Raw genomic sequence first — 17,645 nt, forward strand, 5'->3', positions numbered from 1 at the left:
CACTCAACCTGTGCATCACCGGCCCCACCGGGTGCGGCAAAACCTGGCTGGCCTGCGCGCTGGGCAACCAGGCCTGCCGGCAAGGCTACTCGGTGCGCTACCTGCGGGTGCCGCGTCTGTTCGAGCAACTGCGCATCGCCCAGGGCGACGGCTCTTACGCCCGGCTGATGGGCCAGCTGCAGAAGACCGACCTGCTGATCCTCGACGACTGGGGCATGCAGAAGATGACCGCGCCGCAGCGCCAGGACCTGATGGAGGTGATCGAGGATCGGCACGGCCGCGGCTCGACGCTGATCGCCAGCCAACTGCCCATCGAGCACTGGCACGACTACATCGGCGCCGCGACGGTAGCCGACGCCATTCTGGACCGGCTGCTGCACAGCGCCCACCGTCTGACACTCAGAGGAGAATCGATGCGCAAGAACGCCGCCCCGCAAGCGGCAGAAGTTGACCCATCGTGACCGGTCAGCTTACAAAACCAGAGCCAGCGAGAGAGCGGTGAGCAGATCGGTCACGATCCCCGGAATGACCGGTCACGTTCGTCGGAATACGCACGCAAGGTGTGGCGCAGCGAATTTCGCCTGCAGGCGCCGGGCCACGAGGCGCGCGGCATGTTTGGCAGCGGCATGCTGGTGGTCAACCCGCCGTGGGGACTCGATCAGCGTCTCGCCGCGGCCATGGGACGGGTAGCCCCGCTGCTGAGCGGTGCGGCGAGCTATCGCGGCGACTGGTGGGTCGGCGAGTAGGCCTGCCTACTTGCCAATGCAGAAGCTGCCGAAGATCTCGCCGAGGAGATCATCGGCACTGAACTCCCCGGTGATCTCACCCAGTGCCTGCTGGGCATCCCGCAGGTCCTCCGCGAGCAGCTCGCCGGCTCCGAAGCCCGAGAGCTGAGCCTCGCCGTTGAGCAGTGCCCGCTCGGCGCGATCCAGGGCGTCGAGGTGGCGGCGCCGGGCCGAGAAGCGACCCTCCGCCGTGCCGGTGAAGCCCATTACCGCCTTGAGGTGGGCCTTCAGGTTATCCACACCCTGTGTGGTCTTCGCGGAAAGCCTCACGATGGGAGTGGTTGTGGACAAGTCGAGCCCCGGGGTCTCCTGGCTGGCATCGATCTTGTTGCGTACCAGGGTCAGCCGGGCCGGGTCGGGAAGCCGGGCCACGAACTCCGGCCAGATCGCCATGGGATCGGTGGCGTCGGTGGTGGCGGCATCGACCAGCAGCAGCACCCGGTCGGCCTTCTCGATCTCCGCCCAGGCCCGGGCCACGCCGATCTGTTCCACGGCATCGGGGGTGTCACGCAGACCGGCGGTGTCGATGATATGCAGCGGCATCCCATCGATATGGATATGCTCGCGCAGCACGTCGCGGGTGGTGCCGGCGATATCGGTGACGATGGCGGTCTCCTGCTCGGTCAGGGCGTTGAGCAGGCTCGACTTGCCGGCGTTGGGCCGGCCGGCGATCACCACGCTCATTCCCTCGCGCATCAGCGCGCCCTGGCCGGCGGCGGCACGCACCGCGGCAAGCTCCTCCTTCACCCCGGCGAGCATCTCCGCGACCCGGCCATCCCCCAGGAAGTCGATCTCCTCCTCGGGGAAGTCGATGGCCGCCTCCACATAGATGCGCAGCTCGATCAGTCGCTCCACCAGGCCCTCGACCCGGCGCGAGAAGTCCCCCTGCAAGGAGCGCAGGGCGTTCTCGGCGGCCGCCCGCGAGCTGGCATCGATCAGGTCGGCGATCGCCTCGGCCTGGGCGAGGTCCAGCTTGTCGTTGAGGAAGGCGCGCTCGGAGAACTCGCCGGGGCGCGCCGGGCGAGCTCCCAGCTCGAGGCAGCGGCCGAGCAGCAGGTCCATGATCACCGGGCCGCCGTGGCCCTGCAATTCGAGGACATCCTCGCCGGTGAAGGAGTGCGGCCCGGGGAAGAACAGCGCGATCCCCTCGTCGAGCACCGTCTCCTCGCCCCGGAAGGGCCCGTAGTGGGCGAGGCGAGGCGAGGGGCAGTGGCCCACCACCGCCTCGGCGATCGTCGCGCAGAGCGGGCCAGAGACGCGGATGATGCCGACCCCGCCGCGTCCCGGCGGGGTGGCCAGCGCAGCGATGGTGTCCTGATCGTGAAGCGGGACCATGGGGTTCTCCTCGGCGTGATGCCAGCATTGTCGTTTCGGCTCCCCAAAAACGCCAGACCCCCGCTCGGGGCGGGGGTCTGGTGAGCGGCTCGGGCGAGCGGGTCTACTTGGTCTTCATGCCCTTGCCGACGCTGGGGTCGTTCTCGATCTTGCGGGTGATCACGTACTGTTGGGCGATGGAGATGATGTTGTTCACCACCCAGTAGATCACCAGGCCGGCCGGGAACCACAGGAAGAAGAAGGTGAAGACGATGGGCAGCATGCGCATGATCTTCGCCTGCATGGGATCCGGCGGGGTGGGGTTGAGCATCTGCTGCACGAACATGGAGGCACCCATCAGGATCGGCAGGATGAACAGCGGATCCTTCACCGAGAGATCCTGGATCCAGAACATGAAGGGCGCATGGCGCAGCTCCACGGACTCCAGCAGCATCCAGTAGAGGGCGATGAACACCGGCATCTGTACCAGGATCGGCAGGCAGCCACCCAGAGGATTGATCTTCTCCTTCTGGTAGAACTTCATCATCTCCTGGGACATCTTCTGGCGATCGTCGCCGTACTGCTCCTTGAGGCGCTGCATCTCCGGACCCAGCTTGCGCATGCGGGCCATGGACTTGTAGGCCTTGGCGGAGAGCGGCCACAGGGCCGCCTTGACCAGGATGGTCAGCAGCACGATGGACCAGCCCCAGTTGCCGACCACGTCCTGGATCTTGTCGAGCAGCCAGAACAGCGGGTTGGCGATGAACCACAGCCAGCCGAAGTCGACGGTGAGCTTGAGGTTGGGGGCCACGGCTTCCATGTAGTCCTGCACCTTGGGGCCCACATAGAGGGTGGCACCCAGGCGAGACTCGCCCTCGGCGGCCACCTGGGTCACCGGGCCGGCGAAGGCGGCCACATTACGCCCGCTGGAGTCGGTGGTGGCGTAGTAGAGGTTCTGCTGGTTCTGGGGCGGTGCCCAGGCACTGACGAAGTAGTGCTGGATGATCGCGACCCAGCCGCCCTCGGCCTCGCGGTTCTCGAACTTGCCCTCCTGGATCTCCTCGAAGTCGACCTTCAGGTAGCGATCCTCGGGGGTGGAGTAGGCCGCACCCAGATAGGAGCGCATGCCCATCTTGGGACCGCTAGAGGGATCGCTGCTGTTGTCGCGGGCCAGCTGGCCGATGAACCGCGCGGAGACCGGAGACTCGGTGTTGTTGGCCAGGAAGTACTCGACGTCCACCGCATAGCTGTTGCGCTCGAAGGAGAAGCGCTTGGTGACCTCGATGCCGTTGACCTCGCCACTCAGGTCGACCTCGAGGCGCTTGTCACCCTCGGCCAGGCGATATTCGGTCTTCTCGGGGGAGTAGGCGATGCGTCCCGACTGGCCATCCAGCTGCAGTCCGGAGCGCGCCACATAGCTGCGCGTCTCGCTGTCGGAGAGCATCACGTAGGAGCGGTCTGAGTCGAGAGTCAGCTTGTGCTGGGGCAGCGCCGCATAGACGATATCCCCGCCCTGGGGATCGATGCGCAGGTCCAGCACGTCGGTCATCACGGCAACCAGGTCGCGGCTCGCTGTGGCCTCGCTCTCGTCGGGTATGGCCTCCGCCATGCTATCGCCACTGCTCGCCGCGGGAACCGCCAGGCCATCCTCGGCACCTTCGGACCGGGAATCGCTGTCCCCGGACTGACTGCTGGTAAAGGAGGGAGCCTGTGGCTCGACGGCCGTCTGGCCATAGTCCTGATTCCACTGCACGACGATCAGATAGGCGAGCACCGCCAGTGGAATCAGCAATAGGAGTCGTTTTACGTCCATGAGGGTTCTGCCCAGTGGGTAGTGAACATGCCAGGGGCGGAAGGCGTTTCAGCCGCCCGAGATAGACAAAAGCCTGCCACTGGCAGGCTGTATTCCGAACACTGACTCTCGAGGGTAGCCCCGGCAGCGTCAAGCCTTGCCTTGTGAGGGGGTGCGCTCATGCTTCGGCGGGCTCCGGTCGGATGAAGACGGCTCGACGCTTGATGAGGGATCTCTCGCGGGCGTCTTCAATGCCTCGCGTGCCAGCCTTCGCCACATCCCGAACAGCTGCCGGTGCAGGGTCTCGTTATCCAGTTCGCCTACGCCGCGCCGCGAGAGTATCACGATGTCGACGGCGGGGAGGCGATGCTGCTGGAAGCGGATCGATTCACGCACCAGTCGCTTGACGCGGTTGCGGTCTACGGCACGGCGCATGCTCTTCTTGCTGATGACAAGGCCGATGCGGGGATGGCCCAGATCATTGGGCGAGGCGAGTGCCATCAGCCCCTTGCCATGCACCTTGAAGGTCGCGTTCTCGAAGACCTGGCGGTAGTCCCCGGCCGTCAGCAGGCGCAGACGGCGGGGAAACGACTGACGGGGCACGCAGGATCCGTGATCAGGCGCTCAGGCGCTTGCGACCCTTGGCGCGACGACGCGCCAGGACGGCACGTCCGTTCTTGGTGGCCATACGGGCACGGAAACCGTGCGTACGCTTACGCTTCAGGACGCTGGGCTGAAAGGTGCGTTTCATAACTCGTTATTCCCACGTGGTTTTCTGGACGATTCGTCGTTTGCGAGGCGCCTGGATTCCCGCGGGGAACCCGGACGTATTCGGTTCAAGACCGGAAATTGTAGTGATTTCCCCCGGGCGGTGCAATTTTTCTGTGCGCCGATCAGATCGATTGTGCGGCCGCCGTCGCCAGCGAACGTCCTTCGGGGCCTGGCGATCAGGCTACCGATGTCGCTCGCCAGTCATCCAGGACTTTCATAACAACAGTGTTTATAACCTGTAATACCTTGTTATTAATACTGGGGAGGCGTTCTGTGGATAACTAGCAATAGCCCTTTTGATACAGGGTGATGTGGCTATGTTATTGCTGTGGATAGAGCAGGGATGAACGGTGCGCGATGCTGGGGTATCCTGTGGAAGGAAAGCGAGTTCCTCCACAGCCTCCCGTTGCACACAGTTCGATCCCGCAGTAGTCACCATGCCAGGGACCTGTTTTTCCACAGGCTGTATAGGGGTGGCCGGGGGTGTGGATAACCGTGCGGTGGGGCGATACAATGCCCGGCCGTTTTTCGACAAGGTGGTGAGATCGCGTGTCGCTGGCTCTCTGGCAACAGTGTCTGGATACTCTGCAGGACGAGTTGAGCTCTCAGCAGTTCAACACCTGGATTCGCCCGCTTCAGGCCGAGGAGGGCGAAGGGGGAGAGCTGTGCCTGCTGGCCCCCAACCGCTTCGTCCGTGACTGGGTCAGCGACAAGTTCGCCAAGCGGATCACCGAGCTGCTGCGTGAGCTGTCGCCGGCGAGGCCACCCAAGGTGGTGCTGAGTGTCGGTAGTCGACGTGCCGCCCCTCGCCCCCAGCCACGGGAACTCGGCACACCGGTGTCGGCGACCCCGCGGCGACCGGCGGCCCCGGCGGTGCATACTCCCCCCCGCGGCGCTGCGGCCGACGAGGTCGAGATCGAGGACAGCCGCGAGGAGACGGCGGCTGTCCGGCGCCCCGGTGGTGAGCGCCAGGTCCAGGTGGAGGGCAGCCTCAAGCACACCAGCGGCCTCAATCCCAACTTCACCTTCGAGACCTTTGTGGAGGGCAAGTCGAACCAGCTGGCTCGGGCCGCTTCCCGCCAGGTGTCGGAGAATCCCGGCGGCGCCTATAACCCGCTGTTCCTGTATGGCGGGGTGGGCCTGGGCAAGACCCACCTGATGCATGCTGTGGGCAATGCCCTGGCCGGGCGCCGCGAGAATGCGCGGGTGGTCTACCTGCACTCCGAGCGTTTCGTGGCCGACATGGTCAAGGCGCTGCAGCTCAACGCCATCAACGACTTCAAGCGCTTCTATCGCAGCGTCGACGCCCTGCTGATCGACGATATCCAGTTCTTCGCCGGCAAGGAGCGCTCCCAGGAGGAGTTCTTCCACACCTTCAATGCCCTGCTCGAGGGCGGTCAGCAGATGATCCTGACCTCCGACCGCTATCCCAAGGAGATCAGCGGCGTGGAGGAGCGCCTCAAGTCGCGCTTCGGCTGGGGCCTGACGGTGGCCATCGAGCCACCGGAGCTCGAGACACGGGTCGCTATCCTGATGAAGAAGGCCGATCAGGCCAAGGTCGACCTGCCCCACGATGCGGCCTTCTTCATCGCTCAGAAGATCCGCTCCAACGTTCGCGAGCTGGAAGGGGCGCTGAAGAAGGTGATCGCCGACTCCCACTTCATGGGCAAGCCGATCACCCAGGACTTCATCCGCGAATCGCTCAAGGACCTGCTGGCCCTCCAGGACAAGCAGGTGGGGGTCGACAATATCCAGCGCACGGTAGCCGAGTACTACAAGATCAAGCTCGCCGACCTGCTCTCCAAGCGCCGCTCGCGCTCGGTGGCTCGCCCTCGTCAGGTCGCCATGGCCCTGGCCAAGGAGCTGACCAACCACAGCCTGCCGGAGATCGGTGATGCCTTCGGCGGGCGTGACCACACCACGGTGCTGCACGCCTGTCGCAAGGTGAAGCAGCTCCAGGAGGAGAGCTCCGATATCCGCGAGGACTACAAGAACCTGCTACGGCTGCTGACCAGCTGAGCGCTCCGCCCTCCGAGACACCGCCGGCTTGTGGTTTAATGGTCGCCATGCCGTTCGGCCGGGCCCCTGCCGGCTGCAACCCTTCAGGACAAGACGTGGAGCCGACATGAAATTTTCCATCTCCCGCGAAGCGCTGCTGCGACCGCTGACGCTGGTGGCCGGCGTGGTGGAGCGCCGTCAGACCCTGCCGGTGCTTTCCAACGTACTGATTCAGGTAGGGCAGGAGGAGGTCGCGCTGACCGGTACCGACCTGGAAGTGGAGCTGATCGGACGTACGGTGGCCACTCGGGTGGATGAGCCGGGCGGCGTTACCGTGCCGGCTCGCAAGTTGATGGATATCTGCAAGTCGTTGCCCGACCAGGCCGAGATCCAGCTCTCCCTGGAGGAGGGCCGCGCGGTGTTGCGCAGCGGGCGTTCGCGCTTCACGCTCTCGACCCTGCCGGTCGCCGAGTTCCCGAGCATCGAGGACAGCCAGGGTAGCACCGAGCTGAGCCTGCCTCGGGGCATGCTCAAGCACCTGATCGACGCCACCTCCTTCGCCATGGCCCAGCAGGACGTGCGCTACTACCTCAACGGCATGCTGCTGGAGATCCGCGACAACCTGATCCGTGCGGTGGCGACCGACGGCCATCGCCTGGCGGTGTGCTCGCGGCCGGCCGAACTGCACGTGGAATCGCCCCACAAGCTTATCGTGCCGCGCAAGGGCATCCTCGAGCTGGTACGACTGCTCGATGACGGCGAGGACCCGGTCAGCCTGACCCTGGGGGCCAGCCATATCCGCGCCCACACCGGCGACTTCACCTTTACCTCCAAGCTGGTCGACGGCAAGTTCCCCGACTACGAGCGGGTGGTCCCCCGCGGTGGCGACAAGGTCTTCATCGCCGAGCGTGCCGAGTTGCGCCAGGTGCTGTCACGCACCGCCATTCTCTCCAACGAGAAGTACCGCGGTGTGCGACTCCACCTCGAGGAGGGCAACCTCAAGGTGATGGCCAACAATCCCGAGCAGGAAGAGGCCGAGGAAAACATCGCCATCGAGTACAGCGGAGATTCCCTGGAGATCGGCTTCAATGTCGGTTACCTGGTCGATGTGCTCAATGCCATCGATGAAGATCGCGTGCAGATGACTCTGGCGGATTCCAACAGCAGTGCGCTGATGGAGGAGCCGGGTGGCGGCGATGCCCTCTACGTCGTCATGCCGATGCGCCTGTGACCCACCCATGGCGGCCCGACCGGGCCGCCACTGCCCCCTGTTGACTCCATGCCACTTGATCATCTCGTCTTCCATGGCCTTCGTAATCTGCAACCTGTTGATTTAAAACCGGGTTTTCAGGTCAACCTGATCGTTGGCGAGAATGGCAGTGGCAAGACCAGCCTGCTGGAAGGCATCCATATCCTCGGCATGGGGCGCTCCTTTCGCACTCGCAACATGCGCCATGTCATCGCCCACGATGGCGATGAGCTGATGGCCCATGGTCGACTGGCCGGGGTGCCACCGGTGCCGTTCGGCGTGCGCCGTCGCCGCAGCGAGGATGAGTTGGAGATTCGCCTCTCCGGGGAGCGCGTTGGCCGTCTGTCGCGGTTAGTGGAGACGCTACCCCTGCAGCTGATCAATCCTGATGCCTTCCGGCTTCTAGAGGGCTCCCCGGCCGGGCGACGTGAATTCATGGACTGGGGAGTGTTTCACGTGAAACACGACTTCCTGGAGGCCTGGCAACGGGCCCGTCGCGCGCTGAAACATCGGAACGCCCTGCTGAGGCATGGTAGAATGGACTCTGATTCCATGACAGCCTGGGAGCGAGAGCTGGTGGACTGGAGCGAGCGAATCGATGCCATGCGCGCCGCCTGGTTCACGGCCTTTCTGCCGGTCTTCGAAGAGACCCTCAATGGACTGCTGCCGCTGAAGGATCTTCAGTTGCGCTACTCCCGTGGCTGGGATCGACGGAGAGAGCTGGGTGACCTGCTGCGGCAGGGACGCGACGTCGATCGCCAGATGGGGTTCACCCAGCAGGGCCCACAGCGGGCAGACTTGGCCATTCGCCTCGGCAAGCGCCCCGCCATCGAGGTGCTGTCCCGTGGCCAGCAGAAGCTGGTGGTCAGTGCCCTGAAGCTGGCTCAGGGGCGGCTCCTGGAGGCCAGTACGGGACGCCGCTGCGTCTACCTGATTGACGACCTTCCGGCGGAACTGGACGGCTCGCATCGACGACTGTTCTGCCGCTGGCTGGAAAACATGCGCTGCCAGGTGTTCATCACCACCATCGACCACGATGCCCTGGCGGATCTGTGGCAGGCCGAAACCCCGGTCGAGATGTTTCACGTGAAACGCTCGGCGTCCGGAAGCGGCAAGTTGCTGCCACTGGAACGACAGATTTCATGACGGAGCAGTGTCAATGAGCGAACAGGCCTACGACTCAACGAGCATCAAGGTACTCAAGGGGCTGGATGCCGTACGCAAGCGTCCCGGCATGTATATCGGGGATACCGATGACGGCACCGGGCTCCACCACATGGTGTTCGAGCTGGTGGATAACTCCATCGACGAGGCGCTGGCCGGGTACTGCAGCGAGATACGTGTCATCATCCATCCCGACGAATCGGTGACGGTAAGCGACAACGGCCGCGGGATTCCGACGGATATCCATGAGGAGGAGGGCGTTTCCGCAGCCGAAGTGATCATGACGGTGCTCCACGCCGGCGGCAAGTTCGACGACAACTCCTACAAGGTCTCCGGTGGTCTGCATGGCGTCGGTGTCTCGGTGGTCAACGCGCTCTCCGAGGAGCTTCGCCTGACGGTGTGGCGTGCCGGTGACGTGTACGAGCAACTCTATCGCCACGGGGTGCCCCAGGCGCCGCTGTCGGTGGTGGGCAAGACCGAAAAGTCCGGTACCCGGGTGCACTTCCGCCCCTCGCCAGAGACCTTCGGCAATATCGAATTCCACTTCGATATCCTGGCCAAGCGCCTGCGGGAGCTCTCCTTCCTCAACTCCGGCGTGGCGATTCGCCTGATCGACGAGCGCTCCGGCAAGGAGGAGCTGTTCCACTACGAGGGCGGCCTCAAGGCCTTCGTCGACCACCTCAACACGAACAAGACGGTGCTCAACCCCGTCTTCCATTTCAACGCCGAGCGCGAGGATGGTGTCGGGGTGGAAGTGGCGATGCAGTGGAGCGACTCCTTCAACGAGAATATCTTCTGCTACACCAACAACATTCCGCAGCGGGATGGTGGTGCCCACCTGGCGGGTTTCCGGGCTGCGCTGACCCGTACCCTCAATGGGTACATCGAGTCGGAGGGGCTGCTGAAGAAGTCGAAGATCAACACCGCCGGCGACGACGCCAGGGAAGGGTTGACGGCGATCATCTCGGTGAAGGTGCCGGATCCCAAGTTCTCCTCTCAGACCAAGGACAAGCTGGTATCCTCCGAGGTGAAGACCGCGGTCGAGCAGGAGATGGCGCGTCTGTTCGGCGAGTACCTGATCGAGAAGCCCAACGAAGCCAAGGCGATCGTCAACAAGATGCTCGATGCCGCCCGTGCCCGTGAAGCCGCGCGCAAGGCCCGCGACATGACGCGCCGCAAGGGGGCGCTTGATATCGCCGGGCTCCCGGGCAAGTTGGCCGATTGCCAGGAAAAGGACCCCAGCCTCTCCGAGCTGTTCCTGGTGGAGGGTGACTCCGCAGGTGGCAGCGCCAAGCAGGGCCGTGATCGTCGCACCCAGGCGATCCTGCCCCTCAAGGGCAAGATCCTCAACGTCGAGAAGGCCCGCTTCGACAAGATGCTCTCCTCGGCGGAGGTCGGCACCCTGATCACTGCCCTGGGCTGCGGCATCGGCCGTGAGGAATTCAACCCCGACAAGTTGCGCTACCACTCGATCATCATCATGACCGATGCCGACGTGGATGGTTCGCATATCCGCACCCTGCTGCTGACCTTCTTCTTCCGTCAGATGTCCCAGCTGATCGAGCGTGGCCATGTGTTCATCGCCCAGCCTCCGCTCTACAAGGTGAAGCGCGGCAAGCAGGAGCTCTATCTCAAGGATGAGCAGGCGATGACCGACTATCTCACCACCACGGCTCTGGATGGTGCTCGCCTCTACGTCAATGCCGATGCCCCGGGCATCGGCGGTGCCCAGCTGGAAGCCCTGGTCAACCAGTATCGTGATGTCATGCGACGCATCGATCGGTTGTCTCGGGTCTATCCCAATGAGGTGCTGCGCAAGATCGTGCATGCCGCGGCGCTCGATGGCGAGGCGAGCCTGCGTGACAAGGTCACCATGCAGAATTGGATCGAGGAGCTGCAGCAGGAGATGGACGCGCTGCTCGCCTACGAAGGCGGACCGCGCTACACCTTCCGCCTCGAGGAGGACAGCGAGCGCGGCTTCTTCCTCCCCGCGGTGACCCTGGCCGCGCATGGCGTGAGCACCGACTATGTCTGGGGTGTCGACTTCTTCACCAGCGCCGATTATCGCGCCATGACCGGCCTGGGGGAGACCCTGGACGGGCTGCTGGAAGAGGGCGCCTACGTGGCCCGCGGTGAGCGCCAGCGCAGCGTGACGAGCTTCTATAACGCCCTCGAGTGGCTGATGAACGAGGCGCAGCGCGGCCTCTCGATCCAGCGCTACAAGGGGCTGGGCGAGATGAATCCCGAGCAGCTCTGGGAGACCACCATGAACCCCGAGACGCGGCGCATGCTGCGTGTCTCCATCGAGGATGCCGTGGGTGCCGACATGATGTTCAACACCCTGATGGGCGACGAAGTGGAGCCGCGGCGCGACTTTATCGAGCGCTTTGCACTGGTGGCCAACCTCGACGTCTGATGTCGTGTTTCACGTGAAACATTCTTGAGCGCCAAGTGCCAAGTAAAACCCCGCAAAGCGAACAAGCTTGCGGGGTTTTTGCTTCATCGGGAAAGGCAATGACATGGATAAGTTCATGCCGATGCATGCATTCCCAGTTTTAATTTCCAGCTTTGAGCTGCTGCCTAGCCATTAACCAGTCGGCGAACTCGGTCAGGTCCTCGAAGACGCGGGTCTCGCTATCTGTCGCCACCAGTTCCGGATGCTTGGCGAGCGTCCTTTTCCCCTTGCCACTGCGTACCAGCACCGGATGGCAGCCCATGGCATCCCCCGCCTGCAGGTCACGAAGGCTATCACCCACCATCCAGCTGCCGGACAGGGTAGCCAGCCCCAGTGCATCACGCACCTGCTCCAGCAGCCCGGGAAGTGGCTTGCGGCAACTACAGCCGTCGTCAGGGCCGTGCGGGCACCAGGCGATATGGCTGATCTCGCCACCCGCCTCGTTGACCAGCCGGCATAGTTCGGCATGCATCTCAGCCAGCGTGGCCTCGGTGTAGTAGCCGCGAAAAATTCCCGACTGGTTGGTCGCTACTGCCACTGTCCAGCCGGCCTGGCTCAACCGGGCGATGGCGTCGATGGCGCCGGGGTAGGGGATCCACTCCGCCAGGGACTTCACATAGTCGTCGGAGTCCTGGTTGATCACGCCGTCGCGGTCGAGGATCACCAGGCGGTCGGGGGAGGTCATGGGGTTCGGTTCCTTGTTGCAAGTGATTGCTTGAGCGCAGTGTTTCACGTGGAACATTGGCTGCCAAGGAGCAAGGAGCAGAGTATGGAGTGCTGGTCTCTTTTGTCTGCTTAGAATCGGTTGGGCTTGGGGCTGGTGATGTTCCACGTGAAACATCGGCAGGCAATGGCTGTTTGTCTCAGGCCGTCGGCATGTTTCATGTGAAACGCCATCACCAGGCATGAAAAAGGCCGGCAGCATGTGCTGCCGGCCTTGGCCTCGGTGATATTGCCCAGTGACTTCTACTGTTGAAGCTGGGCGATATCGGCCACCTCCAGGAACAACCCACGCAGGTCGGCCAGCAGGGCGAGGCGGTTGCTGCGCACGTCCTGGTCTTCGGTCATGACCATGACTTGGTCGAAGAAGGCGTCTACCGGCTCACGCAGGCCAGCCAGGGCGTCCAGCGCTTCCTGGTAGCGAGCCTCACCGAGCAGCGGCGTAACACTGCTGCGCAGGCTGTTGACCGCGTCATGCAGTGACGTCTCGGCAGCATCCTGGAGGAGGGAGGCATCCACGGCGCTGCCCACCTCATCTGCCTGCTTGGCGAGGATGTTGGAGACACGCTTGTTGGCGGCGGCGAGGGCAGCCGCCTCCTCACGACCGGTGAAGGCCTGTACCGCGCGCAGGCGGCGGGAGAAGTCCAGCGGGCGCGTTACCGGGCGAGCGCGCACCGCCAGGTAGGCCTCGGTAGAGATCCCCTCGTCATGCCCCCAGGCGCGGAAGCGGTCGAGCATGTAGTCCAGCACCTCATCCACCAGCTTCTCGGCGTAGGGAAGCTCCTGGTGCTGAGCCGCGGCCAGGTCGAGCAATTCACGCAGGTCGAGGTCGAGCTCACCCTTGATAAGGATGTTGAGCACACCGATGGCGGCACGCCGCAGTGCGAAGGGGTCCTTGGTGCCGGTGGGGCGGGCGCCGATACCGAAGATCCCGGTCAGGGTGTCGAGGCGGTCGGCCAGGGCCAGCGCCTGGCCGGTACGGCTCTGCGGAATGGCATCGCTGGCGAAGCGCGGCAGGTACTGCTCCTCCATGGCCTGGGCGACCTCGGCGGGCTCGCCATCCTGGGTGGCATAGTAGCGCCCCATGGTGCCCTGCAGCTCGGGGAACTCGAGCACCATCTCGGTGACCAGGTCGCACTTCGCCAGTTCGGCGGCGCGGCGTGCATGGCTGGCCTCGCCGCCGATCTGGCCGGCGATGAAGGCAGCTACCGCGGCGCTGCGGTGTGCCTTGTCAGCGAGGGTGCCAAGCTGCTTCTGGAAGACCACACCGGCGAGCTCAGCGGTGCGCGAGGCCAGGCTGCGCTTGCGATCGGTGTCGTAGAAGAAGACGGCATCGGCCAGGCGCGGACGGATCACCTTCTCGTTGCCTTCGATGACCCGCGAAGGGTCGCTGCTGTCGATGTTGGAGATGGTGATGAACAGCGGCTTGAGGCGGCCCTGGTCGTCGAGCAGGTGGAAGTACTTCTGGTTCGCCTTCATCGAGGAGATCAGGCACTCGGCGGGCACCTCGAGGAAGCGTTCATCGAAGCTGCCGGTGAGTGCCACGGGCCACTCGACCAGACCGCTGACCTCGACCAGCAGAGTCTCGTCGATCACCGCGCTGGCTTCCTGGACCTCGGCCTCGGAGAGCACCTGTTCGCGGATGCGCTCGCGGCGCACCTCGCGGTCGGCCAGCACCCAGGCCTGCTCCAGGCTGGCGAGGTAGTCGTCGGCATGCGCCAGCTCGATGGCCTCGGGAGCATGGAAACGATGGCCGTAGGTGGTGCGACTGGCCGCGAGGCCCAGCGCCTCGGCATCGATGACCTGGTTGCCGTAGAGCACGACCAGCCAGTGTACCGGGCGGGAAAACTCCACCCGCGAGGCGCCCCAGCGCATGTTCTTGGGAACCGGCAGGGAATCGATGGCCTTCTGCAGGATGGCTGGCAGCAGGGCGGCGATGCTCTCGCCCTTCTGCTGTTCACGGTAACCGAGCCAGGTGCCCTTGTCGGTTTCCAGGTGGATCAGCTGGTCCACACCGACGCCGCAGGAGCGGGCGAAGCCCTCGGCGGCCTTGGTGGGCTGGCCATCCTTGAAGGCGGCCGCCAGTGCCGGGCCACGCTTCTCCACCTCGCGATCGGGCTGCTTGTCGGCCAGCGCCTCGATGCGCACCGCCAGTCGGCGGGGGGTGGCGTAGGCATACACCTCGCCATGGGCGACATCGGCGTCACGCAGGCCGCGATGCAGGCCCTCGGCCAGGGCGTCGGAGAGGGTGTCGATGGCGTTCGGGGGGAGTTCCTCGACGCCCAGTTCAACCAGTAGGGTGTTGGCAGCCATGCTCAAGTGTCTCCCTGTTCAAGCAGTTCGCGGCGCAGCGCCTCGGGAGCCAGCGGGAAGCCGGCGGCCTTGCGCGACTCGAAATAGGCGTGGGCCACGTCACGCGCCATGGTGCGTACGCGCAGGATGTAGCGCTGGCGTTCGGTCACCGAGATGGCGTGACGGGCGTCGAGCAGGTTGAAGGTGTGGGAGGCCTTGAGTACCTGTTCATAGGCGGGCAGCGGCAGGTTGGCCTCGAGCAGGCGAGAGCAGTCGCGCTCCTGCTGGTCGAAGGCACCGAACAGGAAGTCGACGTCGGCGTGCTCGAAGTTGTAGGCGGACTGCTCACGCTCATTCTGCAGGTAGACGTCACCGTAGGTGACCCGGGAACCATCCGGGGCAATGGTCCATACCAGGTCGTAGACGCTGTCCACGTCCTGCAGGTACATGGCGATCCGCTCGAGGCCATAGGTCAGCTCGCCGGTCACGGGATAGCACTCGATGCCACCGGCCTGCTGGAAGTAGGTGAACTGGGTCACCTCCATGCCGTTGAGCCAGACTTCCCAGCCCAGCCCCCAGGCGCCCAGGGTAGGAGACTCCCAGTTGTCCTCGACGAAACGGATGTCATGGACAAGCGGGTCGAGGCCCAGGCGCTTGAGGGAGCCGAGGTAGAGCTCCTGGAACTCGGCGGGGGAGGGTTTCATCACCACCTGGAACTGGTAGTAGTGCTGCAGGCGGTTGGGGTTCTCTCCATAGCGGCCGTCGGTAGGGCGACGCGAGGGCTGCACGTAGGCGGCGTTCCAGGTCTCGGGGCCGATGGAGCGCAGGAAGGTCGACGGATGGAAGGTGCCGGCACCGACCTCCATGTCCAGCGGCTGCATCACCACGCAGCCCTGTTCGGCCCAGTACTGCTGGAGGGCCAGGATCAACCCCTGAAAGGTCGAGACGTCTGCCGCCGACCCGGGGGCCGAGGTCGACGTAGGTGTCGAGAGTGTCATTGGGAAAAGCACCGTTGGCCATGAATTCACAGGGCGTCAAGTATACAATCACCGGAAGATCGGTTATAGGCGCACGCCCCGAGACAGAGGATTCTCTCCATGATCGTAGTGACAGGCGGGGCCGGCTTCATCGGCTCGAATTTGGTCAAGGCACTCAATCAGCGCGGCCACCAGGACGTGATGGTGGTCGACGACCTGCGCGACGGAACCAAGTTCGTCAACCTGGCCGACTGTACCCTCGGCGACTACCTGGACAAGGACGACTTCCGCCGCCGGGTGGAGGCCGAGCTGCGCGGCGAGCACTCGCAGTTGCCGAAGATCGAGGCGATCTTCCATGAGGGTGCCTGCTCGGATACCACCGAGTGGGATGGCCGCTTCATGCTCGACAACAACTTCGAGTACTCCAAGGTGCTGCTGCACTTCTGCCAGCAGCGAGGCATCCCCTTCCTCTACGCCTCCTCGGCGGCCACCTATGGCGGCAGCGAGGTGTTCATGGAGGCCCCGGAACACGAGAAGCCGCTCAACGTCTACGGCTACTCCAAGCTGCTGTTCGACCAGTACGTGCGTGCCCATCACGATTCCTTCCGCAGCCAGGTGGTGGGCTTCCGCTACTTCAACGTCTACGGCCCGCGGGAGCAGCACAAGGGCAAGATGGCCAGCGTGGCGTTCCATCACCATACCCAGATCAGCGCCGGCCAGGACGTCAAGCTGTTCGGTGCCTGGGACGGTTATGAGGCGGGCATGCAGAGCCGCGACTTCGTCTATGTGGGCGACGTGGTGGACGTGAACCTCTGGTTCCTCGACAACCCCGAGGAGTCAGGCATCTTCAACCTGGGCAGCGGGCGCGCCGAGCCCTTCAAGGCGATCGGTGACGCGGTGATCGATTACTACGGCCGAGGGGCCATCGAGTACATCGATTTTCCCGAGGAACTGAAGGGGCGCTACCAGAGCTATACCCGGGCCGATATCTCGCGGCTGCGCGAGGCCGGCTACGACCGCGAATTCCGCACCGTGGCAGAGGGGGTGCGCGAATACCTGGAGTGGCTGAATGGTTGAATCGGCCCCGCAGGGCGAGGCGGGCGGCGAGCGCATCCTGGTGGTCGGCCCCTCCTGGGTCGGCGACATGGTGATGGCCCAGAGCCTGTTGATGACGCTACGCGCTCGCCATCCCGGCGGTACCCTCGCGGTGATGGCGCCGGGCTGGTCGTTGCCGATCCTTGAGCGCATGCCCGAGGTGGATGAGGCGATCGCCCTGGATGTGGCCCACGGCCAGTTCGGCTGGTCCGTGCGCCGCGAGGCGGCGCGTGGGCTGCGCGGTCGCTTCGACCGGGCCATCGTGTTGCCGCGCTCCTGGAAGTCGGCCCTGGTGCCCTTCCTGGCGGGAATTCCTCATCGCGTCGGCTTTCACGGTGAGCAGCGCTTTGGGCTGCTCAACGAGCGTCGCCGTCTCGACAAGCGCGTGCTCGACCAGACGGTGAAGCGATTCGTCTCGTTGGGACTGTCCGCCGATGAGGCGGCCACGGGCAGCTTCGCGATACCCCAGCCAAGGCTGGAGGTGGATGCGGCCAACCAGGCCGACCTGCGCGAGCGACTGGGGCTTTCCTCGGGTCCGGCCATCGGCATGATGCCCGGGGCCGAGTACGGCCCCGCCAAGCAGTGGCCGCTGGGGCACTTCCGCGCCCTGGCCGAGAGTCTGGTGACAGCTGGGTTCGAGGTGCGTGTGCTGGGTGGACCCAAGGATGTCGAGGCGGGAGAGGCGATAGCCGAGGGCCTGGCGGGCGCGCATAACCTGTGCGGCAGGACGCGGCTGGCCGATGCCGTGGACCTGCTGGCTGACTGCGAGCAGGTGGTCACCAACGACTCGGGCCTGATGCACGTGGCGGCGGCGGTGGGGACTCGAGTGCAGGCACTCTACGGCTCCTCCTCGCCGGCCTACACGCCGCCGCTGACCGACAACGCCGAGATCCACTATCTGGCCGTGGAGTGTTCACCCTGCTTCGCGCGCGTCTGCCCACTCGGGCATACCCGCTGCCTGGTGGAAATGGCTCCCGAACGCCTGCTCCAGGCCATTCGCTCGGGGCGTGCGACCATCGCCAAGGCCTAGGCC

The 17,645-nt window shown here is 64.5% G+C and carries 15 protein-coding genes; 8 read left to right on the forward strand and 7 right to left on the reverse strand.

What is annotated here, in order from left to right:
• Both LWH48_RS13490 and LWH48_RS13495 read left to right on the forward strand, forming a co-directional pair.
• Positions 1-461, forward strand: a 461-nt coding sequence (locus tag LWH48_RS13490) for an ATP-binding protein (RefSeq protein ID WP_232912977.1), incomplete at its 5' end; no start/stop codon positions are given.
• Positions 462-560: 99 nt separating this feature from the next.
• On the forward strand, positions 561-746 hold the full coding sequence (locus LWH48_RS13495) for a 23S rRNA (adenine(2030)-N(6))-methyltransferase RlmJ (protein WP_232912978.1): 186 nt from the start codon (positions 561-563) through the stop codon (positions 744-746).
• A 6-nt stretch (positions 747-752) separates the two neighbouring features.
• On the opposite strand, the gene mnmE is transcribed toward LWH48_RS13495, so the two are convergent.
• The 4 genes from mnmE to rpmH all read right to left on the reverse strand — a co-directional run bounded on the left by mnmE (position 753) and on the right by rpmH (position 4,642).
• Positions 753-2,120 carry a tRNA uridine-5-carboxymethylaminomethyl(34) synthesis GTPase MnmE gene (gene mnmE, locus LWH48_RS13500; RefSeq protein WP_161431931.1) on the reverse strand — a complete coding sequence of 456 codons (1,368 nt, stop codon included), beginning with the start codon at positions 2,118-2,120 and terminating at the stop codon, positions 753-755.
• A gap of 103 nt (positions 2,121-2,223) precedes the next feature.
• Positions 2,224-3,912: a membrane protein insertase YidC gene (yidC, locus tag LWH48_RS13505; RefSeq protein ID WP_232912979.1), complete on the reverse strand. Its 1,689-nt coding sequence runs from the start codon at positions 3,910-3,912 to the stop codon at positions 2,224-2,226.
• Between the two features lie 129 nt (positions 3,913-4,041).
• Positions 4,042-4,494 carry a ribonuclease P protein component gene (gene rnpA / locus LWH48_RS13510; RefSeq protein WP_232912980.1) on the reverse strand — a complete coding sequence of 151 codons (453 nt, stop codon included), beginning with the start codon at positions 4,492-4,494 and terminating at the stop codon, positions 4,042-4,044.
• A 13-nt stretch (positions 4,495-4,507) separates the two neighbouring features.
• Positions 4,508-4,642 carry a 50S ribosomal protein L34 gene (gene rpmH, locus LWH48_RS13515; protein ID WP_023005112.1) on the reverse strand — a complete coding sequence of 45 codons (135 nt, stop codon included), beginning with the start codon at positions 4,640-4,642 and terminating at the stop codon, positions 4,508-4,510.
• Positions 4,643-5,211: 569 nt separating this feature from the next.
• Here rpmH and dnaA point away from each other — a divergent pair.
• The 4 genes from dnaA (at position 5,212) to gyrB (ending at position 11,489) form a co-directional block, all read left to right on the forward strand.
• Complete coding sequence (gene dnaA / locus LWH48_RS13520; RefSeq protein ID WP_161431934.1) at positions 5,212-6,681, forward strand: chromosomal replication initiator protein DnaA; 1,470 nt, start codon at positions 5,212-5,214, stop codon at positions 6,679-6,681.
• A gap of 106 nt (positions 6,682-6,787) precedes the next feature.
• Entirely contained in the window at positions 6,788-7,891 is a 1,104-nt protein-coding gene (gene dnaN, locus LWH48_RS13525; protein WP_232912981.1) for a DNA polymerase III subunit beta, read from the forward strand.
• Between the two features lie 48 nt (positions 7,892-7,939).
• A complete protein-coding gene (gene recF, locus LWH48_RS13530; RefSeq protein WP_232912982.1) occupies positions 7,940-9,055 on the forward strand; it encodes a DNA replication/repair protein RecF in 1,116 nt (371 codons plus the stop codon).
• Between the two features lie 13 nt (positions 9,056-9,068).
• Positions 9,069-11,489, forward strand: coding sequence for a DNA topoisomerase (ATP-hydrolyzing) subunit B (gene gyrB / locus LWH48_RS13535; RefSeq protein ID WP_232912983.1), 2,421 nt, complete (start codon positions 9,069-9,071; stop codon positions 11,487-11,489).
• A gap of 139 nt (positions 11,490-11,628) precedes the next feature.
• Here the strand turns inward: gyrB and gmhB are convergent, their stop codons facing one another.
• The 3 genes from gmhB to glyQ form a co-directional block, all read right to left on the reverse strand.
• The gene (gene gmhB / locus LWH48_RS13540) at positions 11,629-12,213 is read right to left on the reverse strand and encodes a D-glycero-beta-D-manno-heptose 1,7-bisphosphate 7-phosphatase (RefSeq protein WP_232912984.1); all 585 of its coding nucleotides are present in this window, start codon (positions 12,211-12,213) and stop codon (positions 11,629-11,631) included.
• A 281-nt stretch (positions 12,214-12,494) separates the two neighbouring features.
• Entirely contained in the window at positions 12,495-14,561 is a 2,067-nt protein-coding gene (gene glyS / locus LWH48_RS13545) for a glycine--tRNA ligase subunit beta (RefSeq protein ID WP_232912985.1), read from the reverse strand.
• A 2-nt stretch (positions 14,562-14,563) separates the two neighbouring features.
• Positions 14,564-15,538 (reverse strand): glycine--tRNA ligase subunit alpha, encoded by a 975-nt coding sequence (glyQ, locus tag LWH48_RS13550; RefSeq protein ID WP_213311698.1) that lies wholly within the window; start codon positions 15,536-15,538, stop codon positions 14,564-14,566.
• Positions 15,539-15,637: 99 nt separating this feature from the next.
• Between glyQ and rfaD the strand changes: the two genes are divergently transcribed.
• Together rfaD and waaF are read left to right on the forward strand one after the other, a co-directional pair.
• Positions 15,638-16,594, forward strand: coding sequence for an ADP-glyceromanno-heptose 6-epimerase (rfaD, locus tag LWH48_RS13555; RefSeq protein WP_232912986.1), 957 nt, complete (start codon positions 15,638-15,640; stop codon positions 16,592-16,594).
• Positions 16,587-17,642, forward strand: a complete 1,056-nt coding sequence (waaF, locus tag LWH48_RS13560; RefSeq protein WP_232912987.1) for a lipopolysaccharide heptosyltransferase II — start codon at positions 16,587-16,589, stop codon at positions 17,640-17,642. Before rfaD ends, waaF begins: the two co-directional genes overlap by 8 nt.
• Positions 17,643-17,645: the final 3 nt, after the last annotated feature.

Origin of the sequence: Halomonas sp. G15, assembly GCF_021282295.1 — a bacterium.
In the GTDB taxonomy this organism is placed as follows: Bacteria; Pseudomonadota; Gammaproteobacteria; order Pseudomonadales; family Halomonadaceae; genus Halomonas; species Halomonas alimentaria.

Bases quoted from the DNA above. Each gene is read 5' to 3' on its own strand.
- mnmE (WP_161431931.1), bottom strand. From the start codon at position 2,120: ATGGTCCCGCTTCACGATCAGGACACCATCGCTGCGCTGGCCACCCCG.
- yidC (WP_232912979.1), bottom strand. From the start codon at position 3,912: ATGGACGTAAAACGACTCCTATTGCTGATTCCACTGGCGGTGCTCGCC.
- rpmH (WP_023005112.1), bottom strand. From the start codon at position 4,642: ATGAAACGCACCTTTCAGCCCAGCGTCCTGAAGCGTAAGCGTACGCAC.
- dnaN (WP_232912981.1), top strand. From the start codon at position 6,788: ATGAAATTTTCCATCTCCCGCGAAGCGCTGCTGCGACCGCTGACGCTG.
- recF (WP_232912982.1), top strand. From the start codon at position 7,940: ATGCCACTTGATCATCTCGTCTTCCATGGCCTTCGTAATCTGCAACCT.
- gyrB (WP_232912983.1), top strand. From the start codon at position 9,069: ATGAGCGAACAGGCCTACGACTCAACGAGCATCAAGGTACTCAAGGGG.
- gmhB (WP_232912984.1), bottom strand. From the start codon at position 12,213: ATGACCTCCCCCGACCGCCTGGTGATCCTCGACCGCGACGGCGTGATC.
- glyS (WP_232912985.1), bottom strand. From the start codon at position 14,561: ATGGCTGCCAACACCCTACTGGTTGAACTGGGCGTCGAGGAACTCCCC.
- glyQ (WP_213311698.1), bottom strand. From the start codon at position 15,538: ATGACACTCTCGACACCTACGTCGACCTCGGCCCCCGGGTCGGCGGCA.
- rfaD (WP_232912986.1), top strand. From the start codon at position 15,638: ATGATCGTAGTGACAGGCGGGGCCGGCTTCATCGGCTCGAATTTGGTC.
- waaF (WP_232912987.1), top strand. From the start codon at position 16,587: ATGGTTGAATCGGCCCCGCAGGGCGAGGCGGGCGGCGAGCGCATCCTG.